This window comes from Streptomyces sp. NPDC104226, from assembly GCF_055584085.1.
The window spans coordinates 247,319-262,518 of record NZ_JBVJMS010000007.1 but is presented as its reverse complement, the minus strand read 5'-3'; the positions used below and the strand labels follow the sequence as shown (position 1 = coordinate 262,518).

The window sequence follows — 15,200 nt, the reverse complement described above, 5'->3', positions numbered from 1 at the left end:
GGGGCCTAGTACCAGCCGTTGGACTGGTGGAAGGTCCAGGCTGCGCACGGGCTGCCGTAGCGCTTGTTCATGTAGTTCAGACCCCACTCGATCTGGGTGGCGGGGTTGGTGCGCCAGTCGGCACCGGCCGATGCCATCTTCGAGCCGGGCAGGGCCTGGACGAGGCCGTAGGCGCCCGAGGACTTGTTCACGGCCTGGTAGTTCCAGGTGGATTCCTGGTTGATGATCTTGGAGAAGCACCCGAACTGCCCCGCCGGGACCATCTGCTGGGCGATCGCCTTGACCTGGGCCACCGTGTAGGAGGCCTGGGGGGCGAAGGAGGATCCGTCGCGGGCGGCGGAACGGCTCGCGGCCTGTTCCTTCTCGTCGCGCTCCTGCTTCGCCTTGTCGTCGGCGGCCTTCTGCGCTTCGGCCTTCTTCGACTTGGCGTCCTGGGCGGCCTGGATGCGGGCCGCTTCCTCCGCCGAGCGCTTGGCGTCGGTGTCGGCGGCGTGCGCGATGGAGTCGGCCTGCTGCGTCAGGGACGCGTTCTGGACCTCCGCCTGCTGGCCGACCGGGATGTCGGCAAGGAGCGTCATCCCGGACGCGGTCGTCTCGAGGTCGTTCGAGGCGGGGTCGCCAGTGGCAACACCCACGACGGCGCCGACGGTGGTGACGGCGGTGGCCGAAGCCACTGCGAATCCCCGAACCGAGATCCGGCTCACACGGTTTCCTTCCAGCAGCGTCCGCAGTGACTGCGCGGGCGCAATAGTGCCCTTGACGCTGGCCTCCATGGTGATGCGGTCACTGGAGGCGCGGACCCGTGGGCAACTCCCTTGCGGGAGTGCCGCGTGATGCTCCGGGCGGCATACGGCGATCGGTTGTGGAGTTAGCGGTACTGCGCGCATCTCACGGGAGATACAGGTGTGCCGTATGCGGGGCCTGACGGAAAACAGACTCTGCCGGACCTCGACGCCGCAGGGCAATTCTCCGTTGCGTGGGAAAGGTCACACCTGGCATGTAGCCACTGCTTCCGGCAAACCCCTGTGCGCGGGGGCGCCGCCCGGCTAAGCTCTCTGGCCTTTGCCGGGCGGCGCCAACTCACCTTCCCGCTATGCGCGTTTTACCTGGTTTGCGGCCCGTACGGACCGTCGGCCGGGCCCTACATGTTCTCCAGCATCTCGGTGACCAGCGCGGCGATCGGTGAACGCTCGGAGCGGGTCAGCGTGACGTGCGCGAAGAGCGGATGCCCCTTCAGCTTCTCGACCACGGCGACGACTCCGTCGTACCGGCCGACCCGCAGGTTGTCGCGCTGGGCCACGTCGTGGGTGAGGACCACCCTCGAATTGGCCCCGATACGGGACAGAACGGTCAGCAGGACATTGCGTTCCAGCGACTGCGCCTCGTCCACGATCACGAACGCGTCGTGCAGCGAGCGGCCGCGGATGTGCGTGAGCGGCAGGACCTCCAGCATCCCGCGGTTCAGCACCTCCTCGATGACCGCGCGCCCGGCGACCGCCGAGAGGGTGTCGAACACCGCCTGGGCCCAGGGGCTCATCTTCTCGTTGGCGTCCCCGGGGAGGTAGCCGAGGTCCTGGCCGCCGACCGCGTACAGCGGGCGGAAGACCATCACCTTCTGATGCTGCCTCCGCTCCAGTACGGCCTCCAGCCCCGCGCACAGCGCCAGCGCCGACTTTCCGGTGCCGGCCCGGCCGCCCATCGAGATGATCCCGATCTCGGGGTCGAGCAGGAGGTCGAGCGCGATCCGCTGCTCGGCGCTGCGGCCGTGCAGCCCGAAGGCCTCGCGGTCGCCCCGTACGAGCTTCACGTTGCCGTCGGCCGTGACCCGGCCGAGCGCCTTGCCGCGCTCCGACTGGAGGACCAGACCGGTGTGCACGGGGAGTTCCGCGGCCTCCGGTACGTAGAGCCGGTCCTCGGAGAAGAGGAGGTCCACCTGTTCCCCGGAGAGCGCCAGCTCCGTCATGCCGGTCCAGCCGGCATCGGTGATGGCGAGTTCGGCGCGGTACTCCTCGGCGATCAGCCCCACGGAGGAGGCTTTGATGCGCAGCGGGAGATCCTTCGAGACGACCGTGACGTCGTAGCCCTCGGCCTGGAGGTTGCGCGCGACCGCGAGGATCCGCGAATCGTTGTCCCCCAGCCGGAAGCCCGCGGGCAGGACGCTCTGGTCGGAGTGGTTGAGCTCGACGCGCAGGGTGCCGCCCAGATCGCCCAGCGGGATGGGTGCGTCGAGGCGTCCGTAGCGAACCCGGAAGTCGTCGAGCAGGCGGAGGGCCTGACGGGCGAAGTAGCCGAGTTCGGGATGGTGCCTCTTTGCCTCCAGCTCGGTGATCACGACGATCGGGAGCACGACCTCGTGCTCGTCGAACCGCGAGATCGCGTTGGGGTCTGCCAGCAGGACGCTGGTGTCGAGGACGTAGGTCCGCCTGTCGGGCAGGCGGCTCTTTGTGCTGGTCACCACGGAAGGACGTACCCCCTCGGAAGAGGTCGGGCCATGAAGACCGGACCGGTCATCGGCACCCCTGCGCGGGCCGACTTCCGGCCCTCCCGTCCGTCCGTGCGAGCCGCACGCGCGTCCTGGTGCAAAGGGCCTCCCGGGCGGACGACCCCATGCCGTCCGCTGAGATTCGACACCCGTGGATCGGGCGTCGACCTGCAAGGGGTATTCCCCGATTGGGTCCAGCCATGCCATGGCATATGACGGACGCTCGGTGAATCCCTGGTGAAGGCCTTGCGCGGAGGGTCCCGGGGGACGGCCAGGGCGTACGGGGACACGGGTACGGCGCGCCACGGAGGAGTCCGGGCGCGCCGTGAGGTGCCGAGGGGGCGTCAGAAAGTCGCAGGTCAGGAGCCTTACGGGGGCCTGCCGGGCGGGGTCAGCTGCCGTAGCGCCGGTGGCGGGCGGCGTAGTCGCGCAGGGCGCGCAGGAAGTCGACCTTGCGGAAGGCCGGCCAGAAGACCTCGCAGAAGTAGTACTCGGAGTGCGCGCTCTGCCACAGCATGAATCCGGACAGCCGCTGTTCCCCGCTGGTGCGGATCACCAGGTCCGGGTCGGGCTGGCCGCGCGTGTAGAGGTGCTCCGAGATGTGCTCGATGTCGAGGATCTCGGCGAGCTCCTCGAAGGAGGTGCCCTTCGAGGCGTGCTCCAGCAGGAGCGAGCGGACCGCGTCGGCGATCTCCTGGCGGCCGCCGTAGCCGACCGCGACGTTGACGAGTATTCCGTCGATGTCGCGGGTGGCCTCCTCGGCCTCCTTCAGGACGGTCTGGGTCCCGGCGGGCAGGATGTCGAGGTTGCCGACGTGGTGGACGCGCCAGCGGCCGTCGGCGGCGAGGCCGCGGACGGTGTTCTCGATGATGTTGAGCAGCGGGCGGAGCTCGACCTCGGGCCGGTCCAGGTTGTCCGTGGAGAGCATCCACAGGGTGACGACCTCGACGTCCGTCTCGGTGCACCAGCCCAGCATCTCGGAGATCTTGTCTGCGCCGGCCTGGTGGCCCTGCACCGTCGTACCGCCGGAGGCCTTGGCCCAGCGCCGGTTCCCGTCGAGGATCACACCGATGTGCTTGGGCGTCTCGTCATGGTCGATGCGGCCTTCCACCCGGCGTGCGTAGAGCCTGTACACAGGACGGCGTACCAGGTCGCGCAGCTTCACGATCTTCCAGCCCCTCCGAGCGATACCCCCGTGCGGAATGCGGTGGTCCCCCCGTGTCCGCCACAGACCGCCACATTACTGCGCGACGGGATCCCGCATCCAACTCGGTCCTGTCACAAGTCCGTGATAGGGAGGACAACGTGACTGAAAACAATCCCTATCGGGCAGAGCCCTCGCGGTACGACTCCATGGAGTACCGGCGCACCGGCCGCAGCGGACTCAAGCTCCCCGCGATCTCCCTCGGCCTCTGGCACAACTTCGGCGACGACGCGTCCCTGGGGTCCCAGCGGGCGATCCTGCGCCGGGCCTTCGACCTCGGCGTCACCCACTTCGACCTGGCGAACAACTACGGCCCGCCCCCCGGCTCGGCCGAGCTGAACTTCGGCAAGATCTTCGCGCAGGACTTCGCGTCCCACCGCGAGGAGCTGGTCCTCTCCACCAAGGCCGGCTACCTCATGCACGAGGGGCCGTACGGCGAGTGGGGCAGCCGCAAGTACCTGCTCGGCTCGCTGGACGCCTCGCTGAAGCGGATGGGCGTCGACTACGTCGACATCTTCTACTCGCACCGCTTCGACCCGGAGACCCCGCTGGAGGAGACCATGGGCGCGCTGGCGTCCGCGGTCCAGCAGGGCAAGGCGCTCTACGTCGGCGTGTCCTCCTACACCGCCGAGCAGACGGCCGAGGCGGCCCGGCTGCTGCGGGAGATGGGCGTGCGCCCCCTCATCCACCAGCCCTCGTACTCCATGATCAACCGCTGGACGGAGGACGACGGCCTGCTCGACACCCTGGAGGAGGCCGGCATGGGCTGCATCTCCTTCGTGCCGCTCGCGCAGGGGCTGCTGACCGGGAAGTACCTCAAGGGCATCCCGGAGGGCTCCCGGGCCACCCAGGGCAAGTCCCTCAACCCGGACCTGCTGTCGGAGGAGGTCGTGCGCCGGCTGAACGGGCTGAACGAGATCGCCGCGCGGCGCGGGCAGACGCTGGCCCAGCTCGCGCTGAACTGGGTGCTGCGGGACGAGCGGATGACCTCGGCGCTGATCGGCGCGTCGAGCGTCAAGCAGCTCGAGGAGAACGTGGCTTCACTGGCCGGTGCACCGCTGTCGGAGCAGGAGTTGAAGGAGATCGACTCCTTCGCGGTGTCCACCCCCGGCGCCAACATCTGGGCCCAGCGGGGCTGACCTGCGCGTTTGCCGGAAGGTGCGGTCGCACTGCCCGGGAACGAAAAACGGGCCGGTCCGTGGGGGGGATACGGACCGGCCCGAGGGGGGGGTTCCACCATAACCCTTCGTAAAGCCTGCTGCGCGCATCAGCGCGACACGATTACTCTCCGGAGCCGGCCGGGAGCGCTGCGCAGAGCCGAAACGGCCCCCACAGCCCTTGTGGGGCCCGGCGGAAGGCCCGTACGGACCAACCGTCCGGCGTCCCTCCCCAGGGGGACCCCACCGGGTGCACCGGCTTGACGCCGAAGCCTTCGGCGGAGGCCTGACCCGGGGGGGCGGGCGGACCCTAGGGTGGGCCGCATGGGGAACAGGGAACGGTGGCAGGACGGCGCGGCCACGCTGTACATCGGGCGGGAGGCGGCCCTGGAGGGGGAGGCGGCCCTGGCGGCTGAGGCGGCCCTGGAGGTACCTCTGGAAGGGCCCCTGGAGGTACCCCTGGAGGTGGCCGCCTCCTACCGGGCCCGCACGCGGGGCCTCCTCGGGCGGGACGGGATCGAGGGGGCGATGCTCCTCACCCCGGCTTCGAGCGTGCACACCTTCCGGATGCGCTTCGCCATCGACGTGGCCCACCTCGACCGCCGGCTCACCGTCATCGCGCTGACCACCATGGCCCCGGGCCGGCTGGGCCTCCCCCGGCTGCGCGCCCGCCACGTCCTGGAGGCCGAGGCCGGAGCCATGGCCGGCTGGGGCCTGCGCGTCGGCTCCCCGCTGCGGATACGTCTCACGGCTCGCTAGGCACTCCTACCCACCGGCGGTAGGTTGGGGCGGTTGAGCTGGGGTGGCAGGGGAGCGGCATGACCGAGAACGCGCGCATCAAGGCGCTGGAGCAGATCATGCCGGCGACCCATGGAGCCGACGAGGACATCGACTGGCAGGCGGCCGAGGCCGTCTGGGGCAGCCGGTTCCCCGCCGATTTCATCGCCTTCATGGGCCGCTACGGCGCGGGCTCGATCAACGGCGAGGCGAGCGTGCTGCTGCCCCTGCCCAAGCCCGGACTCCAGTGGGACCCTGCGCAGATGGCCGAGGAGACGGCCAACGCCCGCCAGGTCTGGGAGGCGGAGGGCGGCCGGGCCGCCTTCGACGTGGACCCGGAGTCGATCCTCGCCTGGGGCGTCACCGGCGGCTCCGACATCCTCTGCTGGCTGACGACCGACCCCGACCCCGACCGCTGGCCCGTTCTGGTGGTCGGCCGGCACACCGCCGACTCCTTCGCGGTGTACCCGTACGGCATGGCCGAGTTCCTCTACCTGCTGTGCAACGACGAGTTCGACGTGAGCCCGGTCGGCATCACCTTCTGGGACGGCGGCCACCTCAGCTTCGTGCACTGGCAGAAGGCCCAGCGCCGCTGGCAGGAGGGGCGCAACCCCGAAACGGGCGAGCCCGATCCGTACGCGGGCGACTTCGCGGACTGAGACCGCCGAACACCTCCCCCTCCTCCCCTCCCGCCCGTTCTGCCGCGCGCCGTGGCCGGAAACGGGCGTTTCGGCATGTCTACGCGCGTCCGAATTGTTGATCACATATCGGAAAACACCATTCGGAAATGCCGCAGTTGGAGCATTGAACACAAGTGCCGCCCCAATGGAACCAACCGCCCACCCACAGGAGAGAATTCCGGCCAAGGGGCCAACGAGGGACACCACGGCCCGGAGTAACTCATAAGTAATAACGGGACTCAAAAGAAATTCAGGGGAATCCAACCGTGCGACGAAGAATCTTCAGCGCGGCCGCCACCACGGTCGTGCTCGGTCTGCTGATACCGCTGGCCGGCTGCGGCAGCTCCGGCGGAAGCGCTGATGAGAGCGGTGCCCTCCGCCTCGTCGCCGCCGAATACGGGGACAACCCGGCCACCAGTTCCAAGGCTTTCTGGGACAAGGTGACGGCTGATTTCACCGCCTCCAACCCCGACATCAAGGTCCACGTCGAGCTCCTGCCATGGGCCGACATCGACCGGCAGGTCTCCCGCATGGTCAAGGACGGCAACGCCCCGGACATGGCCCTCATGGGCGGCTACTCGGACTTCGCGGCACAGGGCAAGCTCTATTCCGCCCCCGAGCTCCTCCCGGTCTCCGCCGAGGCGAACTTCCTCCAGCCCCTCTCCGACGCCGGTTCCGTCCGCAACACCCTCTACGGCCTGCCCTTCGTGGCGAGCAGCCGCCTCCTCTTCTACAACGAGAAGCTGCTCACCGACGCCGGGGTCATCCCGAAGGACGCGAAGAACGGCTGGCAGCCCAAGACCTGGCTGGACCTGAAGGCCGCGGCCACCGCGCTCAAGGCCAAGGGCGTCAAGACCCCGCTCGCCATCCCCCTGGGCCCGGAGGAGGCGCACGCCGAGGCGATGATCTGGGAGCTCAGCAACGGCGGCGGGTACGCCGACAGCAGCGGCAACTACAGCCTGGCCTCCGACCAGAACATCGCGACCTTCAAGTGGATCAAGCAGCACCTGGTCGACACCGGTCTGGTCGGTCCCACCGCTCCGTCGCAGCTCAACCGCGCCGACGCCTTCGCCGCCTTCACGCGCGGCGAGGTCGGCATGCTCAACGGCTACCCCCAGCTCGCGCACGAGGCGCGCACCAAGGGGATCACGGTCGGCGCCGTCGCGATGCCCGTCTCGGACTCGCTGGGCTCCGGGGAGGTCCCGCCGAACGTGGGCGTGGCCGACTGGATGATGGCCTTCAAGCAGAACGGCCACCGCGAAGAGATCGGCAAGTTCCTGGAGTTCGTCTACCGGGACAAGAACCTGGCGGACTTCGCCGGCCGCTACCACCTGCTGCCGTCCACGGTCTCGGCCTCCCGCACGCTCGCCGGCTCCTCGGGCATGGACAAGAACGACCAGCAGTTCCTGAACGCCCTGCGCGGCGCGCAGCTGTACCCGGTCAACGACCCGTCCTGGGTGGTGATCAGCGACACCATCAAGCGCAACATCGGCCGCGCCGTGGATCCTTCCGGCGACCCGAAGGCCGTCCTGGAGGAGATCGCCACCAAGGCGAACGACGCCAGGAAGGGCCGCTGACCCGGCGCCCCGCCGGCATCTGCCCCACCGTCGAGGAAGAACCCCCGAAGGCCCTGACCGAAAGGGACCTTCGCCCCCTGCCGCACCTCACCCCGGGCGGCATGATGGCTGGTACGGCTTTGATCCAAGGCCGAGGCCCAGCCGCCCGCAAGCGCCCACAAGGCGCGCGGGGCGGCCGGCCCACCTCTCTCCGCCCCGCCCCGCCCCTCCACTGCGTCCTAGCTGGCGCCCTGGTTCTTCGGCGTGAAGGCCGTGCGGTACTGCTCGCAGCTGGAGTCCCAGGGCAGGGATCCCCTGAGGGTGCCGTAGCCGGTGCGGGTGACCGACCATTCCACCGTGTAGGTCCCGGTGTCGCACGTGATGCGCTTGCCGCCGGGGATCTTCGTACGGCCCGTCGCGGGCCGGTTCTCGAGCTCCCGGTGCACCTTCGCCACCTCGGCGTGCCGGGCATCGCGCAGGACGGCGTGCAGGACGAGCGCCTGCTTGCCGTCCTTCGTCGTCAGCACCTTCTTGACCCCCTGCGAGTCCGCCACCGACCACGCGAACTCGTACCCGGGCTCCCAGGCGAGCGTCTTGGGGTCGCCGACCTTGCGCTCGTACTCCTCGGCGCCCTTGGGGCCGGGGCGGGTGATCGTCTTGTACTGGATGGTGGGGAAGAAGCGGAACTGCGCCTCCACCTTGTGCATGTCGTCCTTGGTCCACATCGACTTCATCGCCTTCTCCCCTCCGCTCGGATCCTGCAGGTACGTGCCCTCCGCGGCGGTGGCCGCCCCCGAGAGGGCCGGGGCGAGGGCCGCCGCGGCGGCGGCGAGGACGAGGGCGGCGGTGCGGGTGCGGTTCATGCCCGGACCAACGGGACCCTCCGGCGGGCCGGAACGACGCAGCGCGCCCTTTCACCCGTACGGGATCCGGCCGGGCGGGAGTGCCTTGGGGCGTGTCTAGGCCTGACCGGTCTCGAAGCGGCTGATGCGGCCGCCTCCCGGGGCGATGACGAACCGCCAGGTGGTGCGCATCTCCCCCCAGGTGTCATTGCGGTAGGCGACGGTCAGGGTGCGGCCGCCCTCGGACTCGGACTGGACGTCCATGTGGCCGCCGGAGTCGAAGATCTCCCGGTCGATCCACTCGTGGAGGTCGCGCTCCGTTCCGTCGTCGGACATGGTCGCGTCGGCGGTCAGGAGCGCGAGGAAGGCGTCCTTGTCGTGCGCGTTGACCGCGCTGACGAGGGCGCCGACGACGGGGTCGGACAGCTTCCCGGGGGCGATGGCCACGGAGACCTCCTGGTCGGGCGTACGGGGCGTACGGGCGCGGGCGCGCCGGTACGGGCCCCCCGTGCACGACCAGGGAACACCCCGGGTGGCGGCGGGGCGTCGACCCTCACCCGTTCGCCACCGGACGGCGTGTCAGGCGCTGGGGCCGGTGACCACCGGGAAGCCGGTGGGCCGGCCCTGTTCCTTCAGCCAGGCGAGGACCTGGTCGAGGGCTTCGACGCTCTGGGTGCGGTCGCCGCCGCCGTCGTGGAAGAGGATGGTCGGGCCGTTGCCGATCTCGGCCTTGACCGTGCCCACGATCGCGGACACGCCGGGCTTGCTGAAGTCCTTGGTGTCGATGTTCCAGCCGAGCGGGCGCATGCCGTTGGCGGCGGCCAGGGCCCGGCTCTCGGGGGTGAAGGCGCCGCCGGGCGCCCGGTAGTACTCCACCTTGGCCCCGCCGCCCGCGGCTTCCTCGATCTGCTGCTTCGCGTCGAGGACCTGCTGCTGCTGGTAGGGGAAGGGCTTCTTGTCCATCCCGGTGTTGTGGTCCATGGTGTGGTCGCAGAGCCGGTGGCCGTCGGCGACGACCTTCTTGACCACGTCGGGGTGGGCCTTGGCCTGCGGTCCGATCATGCAGAAGACCGCCTTCACGTCGTACTTCTTCAGGGTCTCCAGCACCTTCGGGGTCCACTTGGGGTCGGGCCCGTCGTCGATGGTGATGTTGACCGCGTTGCCGCCGCTCTCCGACGCGTGGGCTATGCCGTCGGGGACCTGCCCGCCCGGCTTCCCGGGGGCCTGCGGGTCACCGCCGCCCTGCGCGGGGTCGTCGGTCTGCCGCGAGACGTTCTGGTGGTTGGTGTCGTGGCCCGGGTCGACGAGCGCGGTGACCCCCCACGCGGTCGCGGCCACCGCCGCCACCGCTCCGGCGACGGCGATCCGTGCCTTCGTCCCCTGCATCCGCGTACGCGTCATGAACCCCATGTGCTCTCTCAACTCCCCAGATCGACGTCCCCGTGTGAGCTCGCACTGGTCAGGACGTCGGCCGTGGATGCAGGGTTGCAGGCCGAATGGCCCATAAATTGTGTGTTGTAGGACCTTGGTCCCCCATCGTCCCGAATTCCTGCCCACCGGGAACCACTCCCAAATCCCGCCTCTCGGCCAGGATTCAGCCCCTCCGGCGTTTGAGGAGCGGGGGTCCGGGGGCGGAGCCCCCGAAGGGGTCCGGGGCGGAGCCCCGGTTTCGGGAAGGGGCGGGGTGGGGGAAGCCCCGCACAGCAGCCCCAGCCGACCGCCCGGCGATCGGGCAACGCCCCGCCGGGCAAACGCCGATGGGCCCGGCCCGAAGGATCCGTAGATCCTCCGGGCCGGGCCCACTTCACACCGGCGCGCGAGCAACTCAGTGCATGACGGCCGCCTCCGGCGCCATCTCCGACTTCGCCGAGCCACCGCCGCCGGCGCCGGCCGAACCCGCGGGGCCGGCCCCGCGGAGGGGGACCTCCTTGACGAACCAGGCGGCCGCGAAGCCCAGTACGGCGATCCCCGCACCCAGCAGGAACGCCGAGTGCGTACCGGCGGCCACCGCGTGCTGGTAGGCCTCCCGGACGACCTCCGGAAGCTTCGCCAGACTCGCCGCGTCCAACTGCGCGGAGCCCGCCTTGGCCGCCGCCTCCGGACCGAGCCGGTCGGTCATGGTGCTGGTGACCTGACTGGTGAACAGGGAGCCCATCAGCGCGACGCCGAAGGAGCCGCCGAGCGTACGGAACAGGGTCGCCGAGGAGGACGCGACGCCCATGTCCTTCATGTCGACGCTGTTCTGGGCCACGAGCATCGTGATCTGCATCAGGAAGCCGAGGCCGGCGCCGAGGACGGCCATGTACACGCCGGACATCAGGCGGCTCGTCCCGGTGTCCATGGTGGCGAGCAGGAAGAGCCCGACGACCATGAGCCCGCCGCCGACGATCGGGAAGATCTTGTACTTGCCGCTGCTGGTGGTGATCCGGCCCGCGATCAGCGAGACGACCATCATCGAGAGCAGCATCGGGAGGAGCAGCAGGCCGGAGTTGGTGGCCGAGGCACCCTGGACCGACTGCTGGAAGAGCGGCAGGTACAGCACGCCGCCGAACATCGCGAAGCCGACCAGGAAGCCGATCACGGACATGAGGGTGAAGTTGCGGCTGCGGAAGATGTGCAGCGGCATGACCGGGTCGGCGGCCTTGGTCTCGGCGTAGAGGAAGCCGGCGATGGAGGCGATGCCGACGGCGATCAGGCCGATGATCTCGGCGGAACCCCAGGCGTACTCGGTGCCGCCCCAGGTGGTGACGAGGACGGTGGAGGTGATGGCGATGGTCAGCAGGGCCGCGCCGAGGTAGTCGATCTTGGGGCGTTCCGCCCCGTGCTCCTTCTTCGGGAGGTGCAGCACCGCGGTGACCATGGCCAGGGCCACGGCGCCGAGCGGCAGGTTGATGTAGAAGGACCAGCGCCAGCCCATGTGGTCGGTGATGGTGCCGCCGACCAGCGGGCCGCCGATCATGGCGAGGGCCATCACGCCGGCCATCATGCCCTGGTACTTGCCGCGTTCGCGGGGCGGGATCAGGTCGCCGATGATCGCCATGACGCCGACCATCAGACCGCCGGCGCCGAGGCCCTGGATCGCGCGGAAGCCGATGAGCTGGCCCATGTCCTGGGCCATGCCGCTGAGCGCGGAGCCGACCAGGAAGATGACGATCGAGGTGAGGAAGGAGCCCTTCCGCCCGTACATGTCGCCGATCTTGCCCCAGATGGGAGTGGAGGCGGCGGTGGCCAGGGTGTAGGCGGTGACGACCCACGAGAGGTGTTCCAGGCCGCCGAGTTCGCCGACGATCGTGGGCATGGCCGTACCGATGATCATGTTGTCCAGCATGGCCAGCAGCATCGCGATCATGAGCGCCATCAGGACGACCCGCACGCTGCGCGGCTTCACCTCCTCCGAGGTGTCCGCCTTGATCTTGTTTTCCACCATGTTCCACTCCCCTGGCGCATATGCACCGGCCCTGGGACTTACTTGCCGACCGGCTAGTTCACTACACTGGGGAAGGTAGACCCGTAACTAGCCGGGCGTCAAGTAAGTAGTCGAGCCGGCTGCCGTCAGCGGTCGCCGGCACTCGTCACCAGCCAGAGGAGAGTCATGTCCAGCAGCAGTCCGCAGCAGCGCCGTGGTGATACGCGGCAGCGCATCCAGGACGTCGCACTGGAACTCTTCGCCGAGCAGGGGTACGAGAAGACGTCGCTGCGGGAGATCGCGGAGCGACTGGGGGTCACGAAGGCGGCGCTGTACTACCACTTCAAGACCAAGGAAGACATCATCATCAGCCTGTTCGAGGACCTGACGCGGCCCATCGACGAGCTGATCCAGTGGGCGGAGGAGCAGCCGCGCACGCTGGAGATGAAGCGGGAGGTCCTGCGCCGCTACAGCGAGGCGATGGCGGGCGGCGCCTCGCTGTACCGCTTCATGCAGGAGAACCAGGCCTCGCTGCGGGAGCTGACCATCGGCGAGACGGTGAAGAAGCGGCTCTTCGCCCTGGTGGAACTGCTCCGGACCGGCCAGGAGGACGCCCCACTGGCGGACCAAGTGCGGTGCGTGAGCGCACTGTTCACCCTGCACGCGGGAATGATGTTCCTCCAGCACGTGGAGGGCGACCCGGAGGAGACCCGCCAGGCCGCCCTGGAGGTCGCGACGGACCTGATCGCCCAGGCCCACGGGCAGGCGTAGGGATCATCGATCACTCGATCGAGCGATTACTCTCCGTAGTCATCTCGGCTACTTTTGGTGATGTGCGCTGCGGAAGGGCTGCGGCGCCGCCCGAGCCAAAGGCACCGCCGCCATGATGCGTCTCGCCCTCACCCTCACCACCGCCGCTGCCGCGGCAGCCGTCTTCGCCACCGCGCTCGCGCCGCACGCGTCCGCGCCGGCCGGCCCGCTCTCCTACGTCGCACTCGGGGACTCGTACAGCGCGGCCTCCTTCGTGCGCCCCTGGAACACCGACGGATGCGGCCGCTCCGAGCAGGACTATCCGCACCAGGCCGCGCGGCGGCTGAAGCTGAAGCTCACCGATGTCACGTGCTCCGCCGCGGAGGTCAGAGCGGGGCTGCTGGGCCCGCAGTCCGAGCTGAAGGGGCCGCCCTCAGTGCCCCCACCGGGGGGATGGGCCGCCAAACCGGCCCAGATCAAGGCCGTTACGGCAACCGCCGATCTCGTCACGGTCGGCGCCGGCGGCAACTCCGTGGGCTTCGCCGAGATCGTCGAGGCCTGCGTGAAGCGCGGCCTGGCCTCTTTCGGTACGGGCTCCCCGTGCACCGATCACTACGCGCGGGGCAGCGGCGCCGCGGGACTCACCGCCCGGTTCACCGCGCTGGAGGCCGATTTCGCCGCCCTGTTGAAGGAGATCCGCGCGCGGGCACCGCGCGCCGGGGTGGCGGTCGTCGGGTATCCGGCCATCGTCGACAGCTCCGCGGGCTGCACCTGGGGCTCCTGGCGCCAGTTCGGAACCGTCGCCAAGGGCGACATGCCCTGGCTCGACTCCGTGGAGCGCCGCCTCAACACCCTCCTGCGGGAGCAGGCCCGCCGGAGCGGCGCGGTGTACGTGGACACGTACTCCTCCAGCACCGGGCACGGGGTGTGCGCGGCCGCGGAGCAGCGCTGGATGTACGGGATCAAGGACGACCTGACCGGGCCGGGCGAGCAGAGCGACCCGCCCTCGGAGCTCTGCCGCTCCATCCCGGCCCGGGGCGAGGCCTGCACCCTGCTCCACCCGAACCTCCCCGGCGCCACCCACCAGGCCGACCGCGTCACCGAAGCCCTGACCGCGCTGGGGGCGACCAGATCCTGACTCGGCCTCGGCGGATGCTCCGTCCGCCCAGCATTCATTCCGCCGCGGGCGGCTTCCTGAACCGGTCGCGGAGGGTGCGCTGGACGGCCGAGCCGATGAGCAGGACGACGGCGGTGCCGAGTCCTCCGAGCAGTTCGGGCAGGGCGGCGTGCAGGAGTTCGTTCACGGCTTCACCGCCGCGGCGGCACGCTCTGCCTGGCGGGTGCCGAGGCGGTGGAGCTTGCGGCGCACCCGCTCGCCGTACGCAGCAGGCTGCGCGCTGTCGATGGCGGCCACCGCCCAGGAATCGGCCCCGGCGGCCCAGGTGCGGGCCACCGCCTCCTCCGACTCGGCGAGCTGCCGCAGCACGGCACCGACCCGCCGGTCCTGGAACTCCTCGTCCACGAGCAGCGACTCGGGGCAGCGCCCGTCGGACACCACGTCGGCGAGCGTGAGGCCGTCGCCGACGGGTCGGCTGAGCAGGGTGACGCGCTGGCCGCGCGTGCGGTGTTCCCACAGGGGCAGCATCTGGTGGTGCGCTTCGCCGGCCTCCCGGCGCAGCAGGCGTCTGAGCGCCGGGTCGTCGACCGCGCGGTCGTGCAGCGCGTCCACCCAGCTGCCCAGCAGGGCCATCTCGACGGCCGCCCGCCACCACACGGGATGCGCCAGCCCCAGCCAGGTCCGGCTGAACTCGTCGACCGTGGCGTGGTCGCCGTCGATGGCCGCGTTGCGTGCGACCAGCGCGTTCTGCAGCAACACCCGCTCGGAGGTGGTCAGGTGCCACGGCCCCCGAGTGGCCAGAGCCAGCAGCAAGCTCGAGACGACGTCATAGAGTTCCGGCACAAGGTCGGGCATGAACTCCGGGCTCGACAGACCGGGGATGACCGCCAGAATCCTTATGGCCAGGTAAGTGACGTCGTGCAGGTCCTCGGGGTAGCGGCCGAGCGCCCGTTCCGCGTCGATGGCGACACGCTCTTCGTGCGTGCCCGGACGCCTGGTCTCGGCGACGCACGCCGGGCAGAGATGGACCGACTCCAGGATGGTCATGGGCCTTCCTCCAGGGTGAGGTCTTGAGGTTCTCTCTCCCAGGGCGCCGGAGTCGGCCCAATCGGCAAAGAATCTTCCGACCGCCTCCCAAGGCCTCCGTCACGTCCGGCGTGCAGGGGGTCGCCCCGGTCCAGGCGGTTGGTCGGCGCTGGCCCGGCGCCCGAAGATCAGAAAGACTCGGG

General features: G+C 69.9%; 15 protein-coding genes. 6 read left to right on the top strand and 9 right to left on the bottom strand.

Going from position 1 to position 15,200, the window contains the following annotated elements; genetic code table 11:
* Nucleotides 1–5 precede the first annotated feature (5 nt).
* The 3 genes from ACZ60J_RS23165 to ACZ60J_RS23155 form a co-directional block, all read right to left on the bottom strand.
* Nucleotides 6–704, bottom strand: a complete 699-nt coding sequence (locus ACZ60J_RS23165; RefSeq protein WP_469684527.1) for an aggregation-promoting factor C-terminal-like domain-containing protein — start codon at nucleotides 702–704, stop codon at nucleotides 6–8.
* Between the two features lie 437 nt (nucleotides 705–1,141).
* Nucleotides 1,142–2,458 (bottom strand): PhoH family protein, encoded by a 1,317-nt coding sequence (locus ACZ60J_RS23160; RefSeq protein WP_469684525.1) that lies wholly within the window; start codon nucleotides 2,456–2,458, stop codon nucleotides 1,142–1,144.
* A 415-nt stretch (nucleotides 2,459–2,873) separates the two neighbouring features.
* Nucleotides 2,874–3,647, bottom strand: a complete 774-nt coding sequence (locus tag ACZ60J_RS23155; RefSeq protein WP_469684523.1) for an isoprenyl transferase — start codon at nucleotides 3,645–3,647, stop codon at nucleotides 2,874–2,876.
* A 140-nt stretch (nucleotides 3,648–3,787) separates the two neighbouring features.
* On the opposite strand from ACZ60J_RS23155, the gene mgrA reads away from it, so the two are divergent.
* From mgrA to ACZ60J_RS23135, 4 genes are all read left to right on the top strand, one after another.
* Nucleotides 3,788–4,825: an L-glyceraldehyde 3-phosphate reductase gene (gene mgrA, locus ACZ60J_RS23150; protein WP_469684521.1), complete on the top strand. Its 1,038-nt coding sequence runs from the start codon at nucleotides 3,788–3,790 to the stop codon at nucleotides 4,823–4,825.
* A gap of 342 nt (nucleotides 4,826–5,167) precedes the next feature.
* The gene (locus ACZ60J_RS23145; protein ID WP_469684519.1) at nucleotides 5,168–5,602 is read left to right on the top strand and encodes a DUF192 domain-containing protein; all 435 of its coding nucleotides are present in this window, start codon (nucleotides 5,168–5,170) and stop codon (nucleotides 5,600–5,602) included.
* A gap of 59 nt (nucleotides 5,603–5,661) precedes the next feature.
* Nucleotides 5,662–6,279, top strand: coding sequence for an SMI1/KNR4 family protein (locus tag ACZ60J_RS23140; RefSeq protein WP_382977044.1), 618 nt, complete (start codon nucleotides 5,662–5,664; stop codon nucleotides 6,277–6,279).
* A 287-nt stretch (nucleotides 6,280–6,566) separates the two neighbouring features.
* Nucleotides 6,567–7,877 carry an extracellular solute-binding protein gene (locus ACZ60J_RS23135; RefSeq protein WP_469684517.1) on the top strand — a complete coding sequence of 437 codons (1,311 nt, stop codon included), beginning with the start codon at nucleotides 6,567–6,569 and terminating at the stop codon, nucleotides 7,875–7,877.
* A gap of 218 nt (nucleotides 7,878–8,095) precedes the next feature.
* Here the strand turns inward: ACZ60J_RS23135 and ACZ60J_RS23130 are convergent, their stop codons facing one another.
* From ACZ60J_RS23130 to ACZ60J_RS23115, 4 genes are all read right to left on the bottom strand, one after another.
* Nucleotides 8,096–8,719, bottom strand: coding sequence for a hypothetical protein (locus ACZ60J_RS23130; RefSeq protein WP_469684515.1), 624 nt, complete (start codon nucleotides 8,717–8,719; stop codon nucleotides 8,096–8,098).
* A gap of 96 nt (nucleotides 8,720–8,815) precedes the next feature.
* A complete protein-coding gene (locus ACZ60J_RS23125) occupies nucleotides 8,816–9,145 on the bottom strand; it encodes a nuclear transport factor 2 family protein (protein ID WP_469684513.1) in 330 nt (109 codons plus the stop codon).
* A 132-nt stretch (nucleotides 9,146–9,277) separates the two neighbouring features.
* Nucleotides 9,278–10,099: a polysaccharide deacetylase family protein gene (locus ACZ60J_RS23120; RefSeq protein WP_469684511.1), complete on the bottom strand. Its 822-nt coding sequence runs from the start codon at nucleotides 10,097–10,099 to the stop codon at nucleotides 9,278–9,280.
* A gap of 424 nt (nucleotides 10,100–10,523) precedes the next feature.
* Nucleotides 10,524–12,125 (bottom strand): MDR family MFS transporter, encoded by a 1,602-nt coding sequence (locus ACZ60J_RS23115; RefSeq protein WP_469684509.1) that lies wholly within the window; start codon nucleotides 12,123–12,125, stop codon nucleotides 10,524–10,526.
* A gap of 165 nt (nucleotides 12,126–12,290) precedes the next feature.
* Here ACZ60J_RS23115 and ACZ60J_RS23110 point away from each other — a divergent pair, with 165 nt between their 5' ends.
* Complete coding sequence (locus tag ACZ60J_RS23110) at nucleotides 12,291–12,875, top strand: TetR/AcrR family transcriptional regulator (protein WP_469684507.1); 585 nt, start codon at nucleotides 12,291–12,293, stop codon at nucleotides 12,873–12,875.
* Between the two features lie 112 nt (nucleotides 12,876–12,987).
* Complete coding sequence (locus ACZ60J_RS23105; protein WP_469684505.1) at nucleotides 12,988–13,992, top strand: SGNH/GDSL hydrolase family protein; 1,005 nt, start codon at nucleotides 12,988–12,990, stop codon at nucleotides 13,990–13,992.
* A 34-nt stretch (nucleotides 13,993–14,026) separates the two neighbouring features.
* Here ACZ60J_RS23105 and ACZ60J_RS23100 read toward each other — a convergent pair whose 3' ends face one another.
* Complete coding sequence (locus ACZ60J_RS23100) at nucleotides 14,027–14,158, bottom strand: hypothetical protein (protein WP_469684503.1); 132 nt, start codon at nucleotides 14,156–14,158, stop codon at nucleotides 14,027–14,029.
* Nucleotides 14,155–15,018 (bottom strand): hypothetical protein, encoded by an 864-nt coding sequence (locus ACZ60J_RS23095; RefSeq protein WP_469684501.1) that lies wholly within the window; start codon nucleotides 15,016–15,018, stop codon nucleotides 14,155–14,157. The genes ACZ60J_RS23100 and ACZ60J_RS23095 overlap by 4 nt, the downstream gene beginning before the upstream one ends.
* Between the last annotated feature and the right edge of the window lie 182 nt (nucleotides 15,019–15,200).

Excerpts from the sequence above, each read along its gene's own strand:
- ACZ60J_RS23145 (WP_469684519.1), top strand. The coding sequence starts at position 5,168 with ATGGGGAACAGGGAACGGTGGCAGGACGGCGCGGCCACGCTGTACATC.
- ACZ60J_RS23140 (WP_382977044.1), top strand. The coding sequence starts at position 5,662 with ATGACCGAGAACGCGCGCATCAAGGCGCTGGAGCAGATCATGCCGGCG.
- ACZ60J_RS23130 (WP_469684515.1), bottom strand. The coding sequence starts at position 8,719 with ATGAACCGCACCCGCACCGCCGCCCTCGTCCTCGCCGCCGCCGCGGCG.
- ACZ60J_RS23120 (WP_469684511.1), bottom strand. The coding sequence starts at position 10,099 with ATGACGCGTACGCGGATGCAGGGGACGAAGGCACGGATCGCCGTCGCC.
- ACZ60J_RS23115 (WP_469684509.1), bottom strand. The coding sequence starts at position 12,125 with ATGGTGGAAAACAAGATCAAGGCGGACACCTCGGAGGAGGTGAAGCCG.
- ACZ60J_RS23110 (WP_469684507.1), top strand. The coding sequence starts at position 12,291 with ATGTCCAGCAGCAGTCCGCAGCAGCGCCGTGGTGATACGCGGCAGCGC.
- ACZ60J_RS23105 (WP_469684505.1), top strand. The coding sequence starts at position 12,988 with ATGATGCGTCTCGCCCTCACCCTCACCACCGCCGCTGCCGCGGCAGCC.
- ACZ60J_RS23095 (WP_469684501.1), bottom strand. The coding sequence starts at position 15,018 with ATGACCATCCTGGAGTCGGTCCATCTCTGCCCGGCGTGCGTCGCCGAG.